This is a genomic window from Parabacteroides acidifaciens (assembly GCF_003363715.1).
In the GTDB taxonomy this organism is placed as follows: Bacteria; Bacteroidota; Bacteroidia; order Bacteroidales; family Tannerellaceae; genus Parabacteroides; species Parabacteroides acidifaciens.
In genome coordinates, this window is record NZ_QREV01000026.1 from 46,989 (window position 1) to 64,476 (window position 17,488).

A 17,488-nucleotide genomic window follows, 5' to 3' on the forward strand; every position below is an offset into this window, starting at 1 on the left:
AGGTAAAAGGTGAAAGTTTGATTGATATTAATATCTCTTTAAACTTTCACCTTTCAATTTTCAACTATTTAATCGAGCGTCAGATTAAACTCATCCTTCAGCTTAGCCAAAACCGGATTTATACTCAATAAATGCTCATACTTTTCAGCGGATGTGTAGGCCAGATGCTTCTGGTTCGTTTCGTCTATACGGACACGCATCTGGATACGGGTATTCTTCAACTGCCCCCGCAGATAGCTCAAAATATCAAGGCAGTTATTCGTCAATTCGTCCTGTTGTCCGGGATTGTGCACACAGACCTCAAAATAATAATTATCTTGCAAAACCGGTTTGCAGTTGATCATCGTATTCTTCAGATAGACTTTCTTATCGATAGAAGCGGCAAACGCATCCCAATAATGCACCAAGGCTTCCTGGCTGAACGGGCTCTGCATCTCTTGCACGACAGTTTCCACATGTGTGGCAGACTGCGCCTTCGGGTGCTCCACTCCTATCTCCTTTATAGATGTTCCGAATTGCGGCGGACGCGCCACTCTTTTCGGAGCTGTAGCGGGAGGCGCTTGCGGAATAGCTGACGAAGGCGGCACATGGGTGGAGACAACCTGCTGACGAGGTATAGCTCCTGTCATTTCCTGCGGAGACTGTACGGGCTTCTGCAAAGGGGGAGCCGATTGCACGGTATAAGTCTGACCGGCTGCCTGTTGGGATTGCGGCTGGACAGGAGCCTGCCCATTAGAGGCTATCGGTTCAATCAGGCCTTTTTTTTTATCCTCGACCGGTTGTCCGGTACTGCTCAATTGGCAAAGTTGGATAAGCGTCAACTCCAGCAACAGCCGTTTATTCCGGCTGGCGCGGTAATTCAGGTCGCAGGTGTTAGCCAGTTCAATCGCTTTGAACAGCAATTGATCCGGACAACGTTTTGCCATTTCCTTATAACGTTCGCGTATGGATGCTCCTACCTCAAACAAAATCAAAGTCGACTCATCCTTGCATACAAGCAAATCGCGGAAATGCGATGCCAACCCCGTTATAATATTCTGCCCGTCGAAGCCTTTGCTTAAAATATCATTCAATATCAGAATGGCGGAACGGACATTTCCTGAAAGCATGGCATCCGTCAAACGGAAATAGTATTCGTAATCCAGCACATTCAGGTTATCGATCACCGCCTGATAGGTAATGTTACCATTCGTAAAGCTGACAACCTGGTCAAAGATAGACAAGGCATCGCGCATACCTCCGTCTGCCTTTTGCGCAATCACATTCAGGGCTTCCGGTTCAGCCGTCACTCCTTCACAAGAAGAGACATACTCCAGATGCTCCACCATATCGGCAATCGAGATACGCGAAAAGTCGTATATCTGGCAACGCGACAGGATGGTTGGCAAGACTTTATGTTTTTCCGTCGTAGCCAGGATAAACAAGGCATGGTGGGGCGGTTCTTCCAGCGTCTTCAGAAACGCATTGAAGGCTGCCGAACTCAGCATATGTACCTCATCGATGATAAACACCTTATATTTTCCGATTGGAGGCGGAATACGCACCTGGTCAATCAGCGAGCGTATATCGTCCACCGAGTTATTGGAAGCGGCATCCAGTTCATGGATGTTATACGAACGCTGCTCATTGAAAGCCTTGCACGATTCGCATTCGTTGCAGGCCTCTCCGTCGGCAGTCGGATTCAGACAGTTGATTGTCTTGGCAAAGATACGGGCACAAGAGGTCTTGCCGACTCCGCGCGGACCGCAAAAGAGATAGGCATGAGCCAGCTTGTTACTTTGTATTGCATTTTTAAGAGTAGTAGTCAAAGACTTCTGTCCCACCACGCTACGGAATGTAGAAGGACGATATTTCCTTGCCGATACAATATAATTATCCATTCTCTGCTTTTTTATTAATAAGACAAAGATACAGATAAAATTTTATTTACCTTTGCAAAAAGCAATTCCGATGTCACGCATAAAAGACTTTTATAATAAGTATCTATCTCGAATCAATGCCTACTGGCTGATAACGATTCTGTTTCTTGCCCTAACTTTTACGATGGGCGACAGCAGCTTGTATAAACGTTATACCTATGATGAAAGGATTCGCAGCCTGGAAAAAGAGATTAAACATTATCAGAAAGAAATTGAAGTCAACAGCAAAAAGCTGAACGATCTGCATACCGACAAGGAAGGACTTGAACGCTTTGCCCGGGAAGAATATTATATGAAGAAGCCAAACGAGGATGTCTATATTATCAAGAATAAGTAAATGAACGAAAAAGCAAGAACAATCGTTTTTAATATCTCCGCCCTCCTGTTACTCGCCGGAGCCGGATTATATCTGGCATTGCCTGTTGTCGCACCTTATCTGTTTGCCGTAGGAGCTGCAGGTATAGCCGTCAGCTATCTGACAATGTCGACTAAAGAGATGGATTTCCGCAGGCGCAGGCTCCACCGTTATAATATCTTTGCCGGACTGTTGTGCATATTTGCCTCCGCACTGATGTTCAGCGGACGGAAAGAATGGGTGATCTGCCTGACCATTTCAGCACTGTTGCAGTTATACACAGCATTTGTCGCCCCTAAACAAGAATAACGTTTTTTCTGTATCCGGAGAAAAGAGACCACACACAAAATACCTACTTATAGTTACAATACTGTCAAAAATATAATTACAGAGACAAGTAAAATTACCTAAAATCCGCGATTGATGCGCTTCCCTTTTATAAAGACCTTTGCATCGTTTTATTAACGATACAAAACTCTTTATAAATTGAAAGCAACGATTCTTAAGATTTCCTTTTTATTCATACTCTTGTTACCTGCCTCATTTGTCTATTCACAGGACAGGGCAATGGTTTCCGGGAAAGTATTATCGACGGAAAAAGAAATTGTAGATTTTGCTACCGTCTATCTGAAAGGCACCACCTATGGAGTCACGACAAACGAACAAGGCATCTACCATCTGAAAGCGCCTGCCGGCAGCTATACCCTAATTATATCCGCCATCGGATATGAGACGGTGGAGAAAAAAGTCACGCTCTTCGAGGGTGAAAGAGTGAAACAAAACATCACAATCGCACCTAAGACAGAAGAGTTGGAAGAGGTTGTCGTTGTCTCAAACGGGATTAGCCGCCTGAAACGTTCAGCCTTCAATGCGGTGGCACTTGACACCAAAGAGCTGCAAAACTCAACCCGGAGCTTGAGCGACGCATTGGCTAAAGCGCCAGGAATGAAAGTACGCGAATCCGGCGGTGTCGGCTCGGACACACAGCTTACGCTGGACGGCTTCAGCGGAAAGCATGTCAAAATATTTATCGACGGCGTGCCGCAGGAAGGTGTGGGAAGTTCTTTCGGGCTGAACAACATTCCTGTAAACTTTGCCGAGCGCATAGAAGTATATAAAGGTGTTGTCCCGGTAGGCTTCGGGACAGACGCTATCGGCGGTGTCATCAACATCATCACCAAGAAAAAACGTGACAGATGGTTCCTGGATGCATCCTATTCTTACGGCTCGTTCAACACACATAAATCCTATGTAAATTTCGGGCAAACATTCAAAAACGGTTTCACTTACGAGATCAATGCTTTCCAGAACTATTCGGACAATGACTACTACGTAAACGCCCCGGTAGAAAACTTCGAAACGGGAAGCATCGACAGAAGCAAGAAAGAGCGTGTAAAACGTTTCAACGATACATATCACAACGAGGCAGTCATCGGCAAGTTAGGCATTGTAGACAAGAAATGGGCGGACCGCCTGATCTTCGGTTTCACCTACTCGAATATGTACCAGGACATACAGACCGGCGTGCGCCAGGAAATCGTGTACGGCCGGAAACACCGCAAAGGCCATTCGCTGATGCCGTCATTGGAATACGGCAAGCGCGACCTGTTCACCAAAGGATTGGACATGGTGTTGACAGCCAACTATAACAAGAACCTGACGACAAATGTGGACACCTCTTCCTACGAATACAACTGGCGCGGAGAAAAACACCTGATGAACTCCGCCGGAGAACAGTCCAGACAGTATTCACGGGCAGACAATAACAACTGGAACGGAACAATGACCCTCAATTACCGGATCGGCAGAATACACACATTCACCTTCAATCATGTGCTGAACACCTTCCACCGTTCCAACACCTCCCTGCTCGCAGCAGAAGAGATGAAAAGCGCCATTGCCAAAGAAACCCGAAAGAATATATCCGGTTTGTCTTACCGGTTGATGCCGTCCGAACACTGGAACTTCTCCGCATTCGGAAAATATTACAACCAGTTTGTAGCCGGTCCGATGGCTACTTCTTCCGCACAAGATGAATATATCCGGAACAGCCGTACCGTCAACTCATTCGGATACGGGGCGGCCGGAACTTATTTCATCCTGACCGGCCTGCAGGCAAAACTGTCTTACGAGAAGGCTTACCGCCTGCCGACTATCGAAGAGATGTTCGGCGACGAAGACCTGGAGATGGGCGAGTTAGGCATCAGACCGGAGAACAGCGACAACGTAAACCTCAACCTGAGCTACAACAAAACATTCGGCAAGCATTCCATATATGTGGAAGGAGGCGTCGTTTACCGCAATACAAAAGATTATATCCAACGCAACATCACAGACCTGAGCGGTGGCAAACAGGCCGCCACTTACATCAACTACGGCAAAGTGGAGACTAAAGGCTTCAACCTCTCCCTCCGTTACAACTTTGCGGGCTGGGTGAGTGTCGGAGGTAACTTTACCCAGATGGACGTGCGCGACAGGATGAAAACCTCCATTTCCAGCAGTGCCGAAAACCTGGCCTATGGGGAACGGATGCCGAACCTGCCATACCGCTTTGCGGATTCGGATGTATCGTTCTACTGGCGCAACCTCTGGAAAAAGGGCAATGTGCTGACCGTTACCTACGACAATCAGTACCTGCATCGTTTCACTTACTATTCTTCCGCCATCGGAGCACAAAATAACGACTATGTGGTGCCCAACCAGTTCTCTCATAACCTGTCTCTTTCTTACAGCCTTCAGAACGGGCGGTACAACCTGTCATTCGAATGCCGCAACTTCACAAATGAAGACCTGTACGACAACTTCAGTTTGCAGAGAGCCGGACGTGCTTTCTACGGCAAAGTAAGAGTTTACTTCGGAAATTAATTCATTATCATAATTACTAAATATAAATACATTTACAAGATGAAAAAGAATCATTTACTCATCGGTATCACCTCTGCCCTGTTGGCGGGTGGCATGTTTATTTCCTGTAGCGACAACGAGATTCCGGCACCAAACCCGGAACCGGGAACAGGCGATGCACAAAGCGCATTCATCATCCCGGCTTCCGTTACGGCTTCCGGAAATACGACCAATGTCCTGCTAACAGCCGAAAGCATAGACGAAGGAACGATCACGACACAAAATAACGGCCTCGTCAATGACGGTGCGACACAATGGGTGTTCTACAAAAATCAGTATCTGTATGGTTTGACTTACAACCAGGGCAACGCCGGAGACACCCGTTCGTATGTCCTGAATGCAGATGGCAAACTGGAGACACGTTCACAGAGTTATAAGGTGAAGCGGTTCACAACCTACGGCATTTACGACAAGTATATCATGACCCTTTCATCGGGCGACGGTCCTACGGAATGGGCGGACGAAAACGGCTACGTGCCTCAGTCGTTCCTGGTTTCATGCCTGGACGTGGCAGCCGAGACGAAGAAAGACAACGATACAAAGGATAAGAACTACCTGTCCGAGAACTTTCTGGGCAACGGCGAGTACGTGACACTGGCGGGCATCCTGGAACACAACAGCAAGATTTACAGCGTGGCAGTCCCGATGGGATTGAGCCAGTACGGAACGAAAGACGGAAACGGAAAATGGATCTTGCCGGGCAACGAAGACCTGGTTAAGACCGAATCCGGAGGCTCAAACAGCAGCGCCTACGAAAAAGACGAATTGTTGTGGACACAATACCCCGATTCCTGCTGGGTGGCAATCTTCAACGACGAGACATTCGCGACGAAGAAAATCATCAAGACCGGTAAAATCAGCTATGCTTGCGGACGTTTCAAATCTCAATACTACCAGATGATCTGGGCGGCTGACAATGGCGACATTTACGTATTCTCTCCCTCATACGCCAAGACCATGACTGATCCGCGCCAGCAAACCAAACTGCCGGCCGGTGTAGTCCGCATCCCGAGCGGAAGCGAAGACTTCGACGATTATTATTGTAATATCGAAGAGCAAAGCAACGGAAAATCATTCCTCCGCAGCTGGCATATCACGGAAGATTACTTCCTCTTGCTGATGTACGACCGCCCCTTCAGCGAAACCGGTTATACGGCAAATCAATTGGCTGTATTCAAAGCCGGCGACAAAAAGCTGACCTACGTCACCGGCCTTCCTTCATCAGACCTGATCTCAGGCTTCGGCAGTACACCGCATATCGAGAACGGCAACGCTTACATTGCAGTGACCTTGACCGACGGAGACCCGGCTATCTATAAAATCAATCCGGCAAATGCCAGTGCAACGAAGGGTGTAACGGTAAAAGCAACTCAAATATCCGGTATCGGTAAGTTGAAATGAAAAAGATCTTTGCAAAAATACATCTCTGGTTATCGATTCCTTTCGGTATCATCATTGCGATTGTCTGCCTGACAGGGTCGATCCTGGTATTTGAAACGGAGATACTGGAGTTCTGCTATCCCTCCCGCTATTTCGTAAAAGAGGTAAAAGGGGAACCGCTGTCGCCGGCTGCATTAATGGATGCAGCCCGGCAACAGCTGCCCGACTCCATAAAGATAACGGGCATACGCATCTCCGCCGATCCTGAGCGGACCAGCCAACTGGTTTTACCCGGAAAAAAAGCAGCTTGCTTTATCAATCCTTATACGGGAGAAATAACCGGAATAGACGATGGCAAAGGGTTCTTCATGAAAATGATGCGCCTCCACCGCTGGTTGTTCGATGAATACAAACGCGACGGCAGCTTTGCCTGGGGAAAAGCAATTGTCGGCTATTCGACGCTGGCACTGGCAATCATCATCATCAGCGGACTTGTCATCTGGTATCCGCGAAACAGGAAAGTACTGAAGAACCGGCTGAAAATAAAGACGAAAACCGGCTGGTTCCGCTTCTTCTACGACCTGCATGTTTCAGGAGGTTTTTATGCAGCCCTACTCCTGCTTGCCCTTTCGTTGACAGGATTGACCTGGTCGTTCGGTTGGTATCGTGATGCATTTTACACCGCGTTCGGCGTCAGCACAAACCAGACGCAGCAGGCTCATGCGCCGGCCCCGTCTACGTCAAAAGAAGCTCCAGCCCGAGGACATTCAAACTCTTCCGAAAGAGAAGGGAGACAACAGAAAAAGGTGGATTATCTCCAATGGGATGAAGTCTTATCCGAACTGCAAAGCCGTTATCCGAAATACAACTCGATTACGCTCCAGAAAGGCTCGGCAACAGTCTCTACTGCCAATTACGGGAATACAAGAGGTAGTGACCGTTATTCATTCGATCCGGCTACCGGAAAGATAACCGACATCCAATTGTATAAGGACCTTCCCAAATCAGGGAAGATCAGAGGATGGATCTACTCCGTTCATGCCGGAACATGGGGTGGCATGACGACCCGGATATTAAGTTGCCTGGTCTCATTCCTCGGAGCAGTCTTTGCCATAACAGGTTACTATTTCTGGATCAAAAAGAGAATCAGGAAGAGAATACCCTAAGTCCTACAAACAAAAAAGCCCGGAGTCGTTTCAACTCCGGGCTTTTTTTGTTTCAGGCTTTGAACGCCTTTTTTATATCTTACTTGGCGGAAGAATAGTTCTTATTCAACACCTCAAGAAATTCAGCTGTGATATCATACGCATGGTTCGCCAACAAAATATTGTCACCCATTGTATTGCTGAAAATAATCTGGTAACCTTTTGTCTGGTTGTAAGCAGTCAACTGTGCAACGATCGTATCGCGAAGTTGTCCGTTCAGTTCCATCTGCTTGGTTGCCAACTCCTGTTCTTTCTTTGCTGCATAATCTTGAAGTTCCTGCTGCTTTTTCTGCAAACGGTTTCCTTCCTGTTGAGCTCTTTCCGTAGTCAGGAAAGCATTTGCTTCATATTTACGCTGAAAATCATTCAACTCAGTCCGTAAAGCATTTGACCGCTGGGTCATATCTAAACGATAATCTTCCTGCATTTTGAGAATACGTTCATTCAAATCCTTTGAATAATTGTAATTCGATAAAAGAGAGTCTACATTTACATATGCTACAGGAAGCAAATTAGTAGAATCTCCCTCCGTTGTAAAAGCCGGAGTTACTGTGGATTCTTTTTTTCCGGAAAACTGCATAACGAACAAAATTATGACAGCCACCGCGAGCACACCATTAATTACGTAGTTAATGTTCTTCATAAAGTGTAAATTAAATCTTTATTTATTTTATTCTTCTATTTCTTTTATCTTATCATATAGATTCTTCTGCATACTATCCCGCCTATGCTGGGTTTTAGCACAACATATACCCTTTTCCCTTAGTGCTGCGTTACCCTCGATATGTGTATTGGGAAATCTTCCTCCTTTTTTGAAAAGGACTTTTACACTGAGCAACACAACACAAATAACAAGAATTATGACCGTAATCAATAACGTTGCAAGCATTTTCTCTATATTTGTGGACGCAAATATAAGAGTTTAAGTGATTGGAAAGTATGTTTTTGGTATTTAATTGTACTTTTTTTCATACCGAACTCTGTTTATAGCGGTATTATTAACTATAGAGTAGCATCTATAATATATTGTAACATTATGAAGATTACTGATTTAAAACCTGAGATCGTCTGGAAGTTCTTCCACCAAGTAACACAAGTGCCCCGTCCTTCAAAGAAGGAAGGAAAAATGATCGAATTTCTCGAATCATTCGCCAAACAGTATAAAATAGCAATCAAGAAAGATGCCGTAGGCAATATCCTGATGTCAAAACCGGCAACCCCCGGAAAAGAAAGCCTGCCGACAGTAGTCCTGCAGTCACATATGGATATGGTATGCGAAAAAAATAACGGGACTGCCCACGATTTCGACAACGATCCGATCGAAACAATCGTCGACGGCGATTGGCTTCGTGCCAACGGGACGACGTTAGGAGCCGACAATGGCATCGGTGTCGCCGCCGAGCTTGCAATCCTTGCTTCCGATGATATCGAACACGGTCCGATCGAATGCCTCTTCACGATTGACGAAGAAACCGGGCTGACCGGAGCAAAAGCCCTCGAAAAAGGCTTTATGACAGGTGACATCCTGTTGAACCTCGACAGCGAGGACGAAGGCGAAATCTTTATGGGTTGCGCCGGAGGTAAAGACACGCAGGCAGTTTTCCACTACGAATCGCAACCGACAAATCCGAACATGCAGTATTTCATCATCGACGTGAAAGGCTTGAACGGCGGACACTCCGGAGGTGAAATCCATAAAGGATTGGGGAATGCCAATAAAGTGCTGGTACGCTATCTGTATCTGTTAGGTGCACAGGTCGATTTCACACTCTGCTCGATCAGCGGAGGCAACCTGCGTAACGCAATCGCCCGTGAAGCGCATGCCGTAATCGGCTTGTCGCCCAATGAAAAGGAAACGGCACGTGTCCTGCTCAACCATTATACGGCAGACATCGAAAACGAGCTGAAGCATGTAGACCCGAACGTTCGTATTTCCATGGAATCGACCGAACAGCCGGAAAAATGTATCGGCAACGCATGGAAAGACAAAGTTATCTGGGCCCTGCACGCCTGTCCGCACGGCGTAATCGGCATGAGCCATGATATCGAAGGATTGGTTGAAACCTCTACCAACCTGGCCTCTGTTAAGATGGGACCGGACGATACGATTATCGTAGGTACAAGCCAGCGCAGTTCGATCGAATCCTGCAAGAATATGATTGCCAACCAGGTAGCATCCGTATTCAAACTGGCGGATGCAGTAGTTACTCACGGTGACGGTTATCCCGGATGGGCGCCTAACCCGGACTCAAAGATACTGAAAGTGGCTCAGGAGACTTACAAACGTCTGTTTAATAAAGATGCCAAAATAATGGCGATCCACGCAGGATTGGAATGCGGCCTGTTCCTTGAAAAATATCCGAATCTGGATATGATTTCATTCGGTCCGACACTTCTCGACGTGCATTCGCCCAACGAACGCATACAGATCGATACCGTAGGTTTGTGGTGGTCGCACCTGCTTGAATTATTAAAGAGCATCCCTGCAAAATAAAACGGTATATTTTCCGTTATAAAAAGAGGATTAACATTTCACCGATGTTTTTCCTCTTTTTTTATGTTAAGACGTGAAAACTTATTTATGATAAATTTGTTTTCATAAAACATAATATGACAATCAGGCAATATCTCAACACGTAGAAGCAGAATGGGTATATTGCCACATTATTAAATTGAATAAGATGAAAAGATTAGCCGCTCCGTTACTCATACTATTTTTAATGGTATTCAACCTGTTGTCGTGCGACGGGCTGGACGAAAACTATTCAACCAATCCGAACCACCAACTGAGCTTCTCGGCAGACACGCTCTCTTTTGATACGGTGTTTACGACAATAGGTTCCGCGACCAAAGAGTTCATGATCTATAACCGTAACGACCAACCGTTGATGATCGGCGAAATCATGCTGGCAAGCGGTGAAGAGACCGGTTTCCGCATCAATGTGGATGGCCGCAAAGGCGACCATTTCCAGGATGTAAGAATACAGGCGCAAGACAGTTTGTATGTCTTTGTTGAAGTCACAGTCAATCCGAATGCCTCCAACCAACCGTTGCTGATCGACGATTCCGTGATCTTTATAACAAACGGAATCAAACAATCCGTGCGCCTCGAAGCATACGGGCAAAATGTAAACCTGTATAAAAATGGGATAACATTAACACAAGACACTCATTTCACAGCCGAACGCCCCTATCTGATTTACGACAGCCTGATGATAGCTCCCGACGTTACGCTGAATATAGACCCGGGATGCATCTTCTATATGCACGACGCGGCAAAGATCATCACCTATGGGACCTTGCTCGCCAAAGGGACACGCGAACAGCCGATCCTGTTCCGGGGAGACCGCCTGGATTTCATTTTGGACGACGTCTTGCCTTACGACCGCACGCCATCCCAATGGGGAGGCATCTTCTTCCGTCCGGAAAGCTATAATAATATAATGGACAACGTGATTGTACGGAACGGAAAAACCGGCCTCACATTTGAGAAATCATCTCCGGAAGAATCCAAATTGAAATTGAGCAACTCCCAAATCACGAATATGGGCGAGAACCTCTTCTCCGCAATCAACTGCAATATCGAAGTCAGCAATACGGAACTGACCAATGCGAAAGACTGTGTCGTGGTCCTGATCGGAGGAGAATATCATTTCGTCCATTGTACGCTTGCCAATTTCATGACACTGAATAAAAGGGAGCAGCCTTGCCTGACCCTGACCAATAATAAAATAGTCGATTCGCAAAAAGAGACGTATCCGCTGAAAGCGACTTTCGACAATTGCATCATTGACGGCAGCTTCAGTGCCGGCGAAAAGGAACACCAGGGAGAGCTGAACTTGTCTATCGACGGCATCGCTTCGTTCGACTACCTGTTCAACCACTGCGTGATCAAGACATCGGGCAGTAATAACGACCAGTTCAAAGATGTACTGTTCACCAAGACAAGCCCGTCTTACCGGCTGAAAGGCGGTGAAAAGAATAAATACCGTTTCGACTTCCGCCCGGATTCGGCGACGACATTAGGCGTAGGCAAAGCCGATATATTCATCACGCAACAATATCCCGTGGACCGCTACGGCGTAAACCGCCTCACGAATGACGGCCCGGATATCGGAGCATACGAATTTGTACCGAAAGAAGAAGATGAAAAATAAAACGATATGATCAGAATCTTAACTATGACGTTTTTCATCCTGCTCCTGTCCGTTATCTCTTCAAAAGGGCAAACGGATTTCCGGGTGATGAGCTATAATGTCGAAAACCTGTTCGACACGGAAGATAATCCGCTGACAGCCGACGAAGAATTTCTTCCTTCCGGCAACCGCCACTGGACGGGCGGACGATTTTACCATAAATTGCAACAAGTGGCAAAAGTGATCACCGCCGCTGGCGAATGGAGCACTCCGGCGCTGGTCGGTCTTTGCGAAGTGGAGAATGACTCCGTTCTTGTCCGGTTGTTGCACCAGACACCTCTCCGCCTGCAACATTACCGCTATTGCATGACACATGGAGAGGACACACGCGGCATCAACGTGGCACTGCTCTACCAACGGGACAAGTTCCGTTACTTGGGACATGCCGAACAGCCGGTCCGTTTCACGCGGAAACAACACAAGCACACCCGCAACATTCTTCACGTATGGGGAGAAGTCCTCACCGGCGACCGTCTCGACATCTTTGTCTGCCATTTTCCCTCCCGCTACGGAGGAGAGAAAGAGAGTGAACCGGATCGCTTCGACGCCGCCCGCACATTACGGTCGTTATGCGATTCCGTCTACGCCCTCCACCCCACTCCGCATATCCTGATCATGGGAGACTTCAACGACACTCCGGACGACATCAGCATCCGGCAAATATTGGATGCCCATCCGTTTCCAATCCGATGGGCATCCGTTCCGGATTCCATGCGCATCGAATCCCAAACGGACAGGCATCCGTTTCTCCGCCTGTGCAATCTCTTCGCCGAACGGAAGACACATCCTTCGGGCAGCCATAAGTATCAGGGCGAATGGAGCCAACTGGACCAGATCATTGTCTCTTCCGCCCTGGCCGACACGACAGCCGCCATGCACCTCGTTCCCGGAAGTGCCCGCATCTTCTCACCGCCCTTCCTGCTCACCAAAGATAAAACATGGCGCGGCGAACGCCCTTTCCGCTCTTACTACGGCTTCAAATACGAAGGCGGCTACAGCGACCACCTGCCTATAATCGCGGACTTTCTTTTATCGAAATAAATTATTACTTTTGTAATCAACTATAATGTTACAAACATGACTACAATAGAATTACAAGCAAGAAAAGCGATTCTCATCCAAGAGATTCTAAATCTCAACACGGAAACAGCAATTGCAAATCTGGAAAAATACATACGTAAACTTAGCAAAAGTGCGGAATGTCCAGATTTATGTTGCTATACGCACGAAGAAAAAATCAATCGGTTAAATAGTGCTGAAGCGGAATTTGAAAAAGGAATATACACTTCACACGATGAAGTCAAAAACCGTATTGAAAAACTGAAACTATCATGGAAACATTAACTGTTCGCTGGAACAATGATGCTTCGGATAAATTCATTGAATTGGCACAATGGTTCGAGACTCATATGGGAGAAAAAGCAGCCAGCAAATTCATTGAAGGTATCATGCATAGCATTGAATTACTTACAACCAATCCTCAACTTGGATTTGTGGAGCCGGAATTGTCTGGACGAAGTAAGCAATATAGAGCAATTATCGAGCATAAACGCTACAAGATTATTTATTTCGTAGAAAATGACGCCATTCACATCGCTGATATATGGAATTGTCTACAAGATAATTCAAACTCTAAAATCAAATGATTATATGTATAAACTATATATTGCCATCCTCTTCTTTTGCATACAAACAATCAGCGCCCAACAACTCCGGCAGCCGCTCGATCTTCCGATTCTGCTGAGCGGGAATTTCGGGGAGCTGAGAAACAATCATTTTCATTCGGGAATAGACTTTAAGACACAAGGGGTAGAAGGAAAAGCGGTCCATGCCGTGCAGGAAGGATATGTGTCCCGTATTTCCGTCAGTCCCTGGGGATACGGAAACGGTCTGTACCTGACGCATCCCGACGGGACGACAACCGTTTACGGACACCTCCAGCGTTTCGCCCCGCCTATCGCCGAATATCTCAAAACCCAACAGTACGAACAGGAAAGTTTTAACGTCAACCTGTTCCTCACACCGGACCAGCTTCCGGTCAAAAAAGGCGAATTAGTCGCCTACAGCGGTAATACGGGAGGCTCAGGCGGCCCGCACCTGCACTTCGAAGTACGCGACACAGAAAGCGAAGAAGTCCTTGACCCCATCGAATATTTCAAAGAGAAGATTACCGACACCCGTTCCCCTAAAATACAAGGCATCCTGGTCTGTCCGATAGAAGGCAAAGGCGTTGTGAACGGCAGCAAACGGAAACTGGAGCTGAAACCCGTCACAGCTAAAAACGGCAAGCAGGCACTCACAGGCAAAATAGAAGCCTGGGGAGAAATAGGGCTGGCAGTGAAAGCATACGATTACATGGACAACACGACCAATATATACGGAGTAAGAGAAATCACCCTCCGGCTGGACAGCCAGATCGTCTATCACAGCGACCTGGACCGCTTCGCCTTCGACGAGACACGTTTCCTGAACAGCTATGTGGATTACGAAGAGTGGAAGGAGCACCGTTCTTTTTATATGCGCAGCTTCGTCGAGCCGGGTAACCGCCTCCGCTTTATCGAAAGCGCCAACCGGGGAATCATCAACATTGATGAAGAAAAAACATATCATCTTACCTATACACTGGCCGACGTATTCGGCAACACCACCCAACTATCTATTTGGATAGAAGGCAAAGAGCAGGAAATACCGGAAATCAAAACGGAAGGGACCGAACTGTTCCATTGGGTCGCGGACAACCGTTTCGGAGCAAAAGGCATCCGGATGACCCTTCCGAAAGGCAACCTGTATGATGACCTGTATTTCCGTTATTCCGTGAAGGAAGACAGTACGAAATTGGCCGATATACACATCCTGCATAACCGCCCCGTCCCGATTCACAAATCGGCGCAATTATCCCTGCGTCTGCGGATCGACACGCTGGAAAACAAACAACAATATGGCATCGTACGCATCCAGAAAGGCCGTCAATCCTGGATAGGCGGCACTTACCGGAACGGCTGGATAGATGCGGATATCCGTGAATTAGGCAACTATACGATCAGTCAAGACACGCAGGCGCCGACCATCACTCCGCTCAACGCCAATCTCTGGATCAGCAAACAGGCATTCACATTCCGCCTGTCCGACAACCTGAGTGGCGTGCAGACATACCGGGGAGAGATAGACGGACAGTACGTTTTGTTTGAAATGAACAACAAATCAGTCATCACCTATCACTTCGACAAGGAACGGCTCGAAAGAGGAAAACACGCGCTCCGGCTGACCGCGACTGATGCCGCAGGAAACCAATCGGAGTACACATACTCTTTTACCTGGTAAATATCAGCCTTAAATGTTGGAGATTACCAATTTATTCGTACCTTTGTTAAATTTAAAAACATAAAATTCTAAATTAAAAAGCAAGCATATAGGTCATGGAGAACAATGGACTGTTAGAAATGGTAAGAAGCAAAGCACAAAGCTGGCTTACAAAAAGTTATGACGCTGAAACACGTGCACAAGTACAGGCTCTTTTGGACAACGAAGATCCGACAGAACTTATCGAGTCATTCTACAAAGACCTGGAATTCGGCACAGGCGGCCTGAGAGGCATCATGGGAGTCGGTTCAAACCGCATGAATATCTACACGGTAGGAGCAGCTACACAAGGCTTATCCAACTATCTGAAACAGGAATTTGCAGGTCTGGACCAGATCAAAGTTGTAATCGGCCACGACTGCCGCAACAACAGCCGCAAATTCGCTGAAATCTCCGCAGATATTTTCTCCGCTAACGGCATCAAGGTTTATCTGTTTGAAGACCTTCGCCCGACACCGGAAATGTCATACACAATCCGCAAGTTAGGATGCCAGAGCGGTATTATCCTGACAGCTTCGCACAATCCGAAAGAATACAACGGCTACAAGGCTTATTGGGATGACGGCGCACAGATGATCGCCCCGCACGATAAGAACACGATCGCCGAAGTAAACAAAATCCGCAATGCCAGCGAAATCAAGTTCAAAGGCAACAAGGAACTGATCGAAATCATCGGTAAGGAAATCGACGAACAATATATCAACGATCTGACAAAGATATCATTGTCACCGGAAGCGATCGCACGCCACCACGACATGAAGATCGTGTACACTCCGATTCACGGAACAGGTGTCACTGTTGTTCCGCCGACATTGAAAGCATTCGGTTTCACCAACATCATCCACGTTCCCGAACAGGATGTGGTAAGCGGCGACTTCCCGACTGTTGTTTCTCCGAACCCCGAAGAACCGGCAGCATTGGCTATGGCCGTTGAAAAAGCAAAAGAAACAGACGCCGAACTGGTTATGGCTTCCGACCCGGACGCAGACCGCGTAGGTGCAGCTGTTAAGAACAACGAAGGCGAATGGGTATTGCTGAACGGCAACCAGACAGCCCTGATGTTCGTCTATTACCTGATCACCCGCTGGAAAGAACTGGGCAAGATCAACGGTAAGGAATACATTGTAAAGACAATCGTTACAACCGAACTGATCCGCACGATTGCAGAAAAGAACGGCGTTGAAGTATATGATGTTTATACCGGTTTCAAATGGATTGCCGACGTGATGAAAAAGAACGAAGGCAAGAAGAACTATATCGGTGGCGGTGAAGAAAGCTACGGTTTCCTGTGCGAAGATTTCGTCCGTGACAAAGATGCTGTTTCCGCCTGTGCTATCCTCGCTGAAATCGCAGCCTGGGCCAAAGACCAGGGCATCACGATGTATCAGTTATTGCAGAACATCTACGTTCAGTATGGTTTCTCCAAAGAAAAAGGTATTTCCGTTGTAAAGAAAGGCAAGAGCGGAGCTGAAGAGATCGAAGCGATGATGAAACACTTCCGCGAAAACCCGTTGCAGGAAATCGCAGGTTCCAAAGTGACGTTATTCTATGACTACTCTTCCCTGAAAGGAAAAGACTATATCGAAAATGAAACATTAAGCCTGGATATGCCGACAACATCCAACGTTCTGCAGTATTTCACCGAAGACGGTACCAAAGTATCCATCCGTCCTTCCGGTACGGAACCCAAGATCAAGTTCTACTGCGAAGTTCATTCCAAAGTGAAGAGCATCGACGAACTGCCCGCAGCAGAAAAAGCCGCAGCAGAAAAGATCGAAGCGATCAAGGCTTCATTGGGAATCTGATCCCGCGATTCGGAAACATATACATATAATTATAAAAGGAGAGGCTGCCACAGTCTCTCCTTTTTTTCTTTACTTTTACTTACGATCAGTTTTCCTGCATTGGTCATCATGGAATTGCTGGCCGGTAAGTAATTTACTCCACCTTATTGTAAAAAACAGCAGAAAAGAGGTCTACAACACATCCTCAAAGTGTCTCTCAGACAATTCCCTCTTGGATGAAAAATCCGTATATTTCCAGTCTATTGCGGTGAGGTGCGCAGAAAATTCCCCTAAAGTACCGGTTCATCGCTCTGAAGTTTACCTTCGTCACCCATGAAGTCAGACTTCAGAGCAACGAAGTTCCGGGTCAGCGCGATGAAGTCCG

The 17,488-nt window shown here is 46.9% G+C and carries 15 protein-coding genes; 12 read left to right on the top strand and 3 right to left on the bottom strand.

Annotated elements, in window-relative coordinates; all coding sequences use genetic code 11:
• Positions 1 to 68: 68 nt before the first annotated feature.
• Positions 69 to 1,880: a DNA polymerase III subunit gamma/tau gene (locus DWU89_RS11810; protein WP_115499845.1), complete on the bottom strand. Its 1,812-nt coding sequence runs from the start codon at positions 1,878 to 1,880 to the stop codon at positions 69 to 71.
• A gap of 70 nt (positions 1,881 to 1,950) precedes the next feature.
• On the opposite strand from DWU89_RS11810, the gene DWU89_RS11815 reads away from it, so the two are divergent.
• From DWU89_RS11815 to DWU89_RS11835, 5 genes are all read left to right on the top strand, one after another.
• Positions 1,951 to 2,256 (top strand): FtsB family cell division protein, encoded by a 306-nt coding sequence (locus DWU89_RS11815; protein ID WP_115499846.1) that lies wholly within the window; start codon positions 1,951 to 1,953, stop codon positions 2,254 to 2,256.
• Entirely contained in the window at positions 2,257 to 2,583 is a 327-nt protein-coding gene (locus tag DWU89_RS11820) for a hypothetical protein (protein WP_115499847.1), read from the top strand.
• A 258-nt stretch (positions 2,584 to 2,841) separates the two neighbouring features.
• Positions 2,842 to 5,139 carry a TonB-dependent receptor gene (locus DWU89_RS11825; RefSeq protein ID WP_392391929.1) on the top strand — a complete coding sequence of 766 codons (2,298 nt, stop codon included), beginning with the start codon at positions 2,842 to 2,844 and terminating at the stop codon, positions 5,137 to 5,139.
• Between the two features lie 39 nt (positions 5,140 to 5,178).
• Positions 5,179 to 6,579, top strand: coding sequence for a DUF4374 domain-containing protein (locus tag DWU89_RS11830; protein ID WP_115499849.1), 1,401 nt, complete (start codon positions 5,179 to 5,181; stop codon positions 6,577 to 6,579).
• On the top strand, positions 6,576 to 7,724 hold the full coding sequence (locus DWU89_RS11835; RefSeq protein ID WP_115499850.1) for a PepSY-associated TM helix domain-containing protein: 1,149 nt from the start codon (positions 6,576 to 6,578) through the stop codon (positions 7,722 to 7,724). Before DWU89_RS11830 ends, DWU89_RS11835 begins: the two co-directional genes overlap by 4 nt.
• A gap of 79 nt (positions 7,725 to 7,803) precedes the next feature.
• Here the strand turns inward: DWU89_RS11835 and DWU89_RS11840 are convergent, their stop codons facing one another.
• Together DWU89_RS11840 and DWU89_RS21090 are read right to left on the bottom strand one after the other, a co-directional pair.
• A complete protein-coding gene (locus DWU89_RS11840; protein ID WP_115499851.1) occupies positions 7,804 to 8,406 on the bottom strand; it encodes an OmpH family outer membrane protein in 603 nt (200 codons plus the stop codon).
• A 27-nt stretch (positions 8,407 to 8,433) separates the two neighbouring features.
• The gene (locus tag DWU89_RS21090) at positions 8,434 to 8,652 is read right to left on the bottom strand and encodes a hypothetical protein (protein ID WP_115499852.1); all 219 of its coding nucleotides are present in this window, start codon (positions 8,650 to 8,652) and stop codon (positions 8,434 to 8,436) included.
• Between the two features lie 147 nt (positions 8,653 to 8,799).
• Here DWU89_RS21090 and DWU89_RS11850 point away from each other — a divergent pair, with 147 nt between their 5' ends.
• The 7 genes from DWU89_RS11850 to DWU89_RS11880 all read left to right on the top strand — a co-directional run bounded on the left by DWU89_RS11850 (position 8,800) and on the right by DWU89_RS11880 (position 17,124).
• Positions 8,800 to 10,257 (top strand): aminoacyl-histidine dipeptidase, encoded by a 1,458-nt coding sequence (locus tag DWU89_RS11850; RefSeq protein WP_115499853.1) that lies wholly within the window; start codon positions 8,800 to 8,802, stop codon positions 10,255 to 10,257.
• Between the two features lie 187 nt (positions 10,258 to 10,444).
• Positions 10,445 to 11,920 (top strand): hypothetical protein, encoded by a 1,476-nt coding sequence (locus DWU89_RS11855; RefSeq protein WP_115499854.1) that lies wholly within the window; start codon positions 10,445 to 10,447, stop codon positions 11,918 to 11,920.
• Between the two features lie 6 nt (positions 11,921 to 11,926).
• The gene (locus DWU89_RS11860; protein WP_115499855.1) at positions 11,927 to 13,000 is read left to right on the top strand and encodes an endonuclease/exonuclease/phosphatase family protein; all 1,074 of its coding nucleotides are present in this window, start codon (positions 11,927 to 11,929) and stop codon (positions 12,998 to 13,000) included.
• Positions 13,001 to 13,036: 36 nt separating this feature from the next.
• Positions 13,037 to 13,303 carry a hypothetical protein gene (locus DWU89_RS11865; protein WP_115499856.1) on the top strand — a complete coding sequence of 89 codons (267 nt, stop codon included), beginning with the start codon at positions 13,037 to 13,039 and terminating at the stop codon, positions 13,301 to 13,303.
• Positions 13,291 to 13,605, top strand: coding sequence for a type II toxin-antitoxin system RelE/ParE family toxin (locus DWU89_RS11870; RefSeq protein ID WP_115499857.1), 315 nt, complete (start codon positions 13,291 to 13,293; stop codon positions 13,603 to 13,605). The genes DWU89_RS11865 and DWU89_RS11870 overlap by 13 nt, the downstream gene beginning before the upstream one ends.
• A 4-nt stretch (positions 13,606 to 13,609) precedes the next feature.
• The gene (locus tag DWU89_RS11875) at positions 13,610 to 15,280 is read left to right on the top strand and encodes a M23 family metallopeptidase (protein ID WP_115499858.1); all 1,671 of its coding nucleotides are present in this window, start codon (positions 13,610 to 13,612) and stop codon (positions 15,278 to 15,280) included.
• Positions 15,281 to 15,375: 95 nt separating this feature from the next.
• Positions 15,376 to 17,124 (top strand): phospho-sugar mutase, encoded by a 1,749-nt coding sequence (locus DWU89_RS11880; RefSeq protein ID WP_115499859.1) that lies wholly within the window; start codon positions 15,376 to 15,378, stop codon positions 17,122 to 17,124.
• Positions 17,125 to 17,488: the final 364 nt, after the last annotated feature.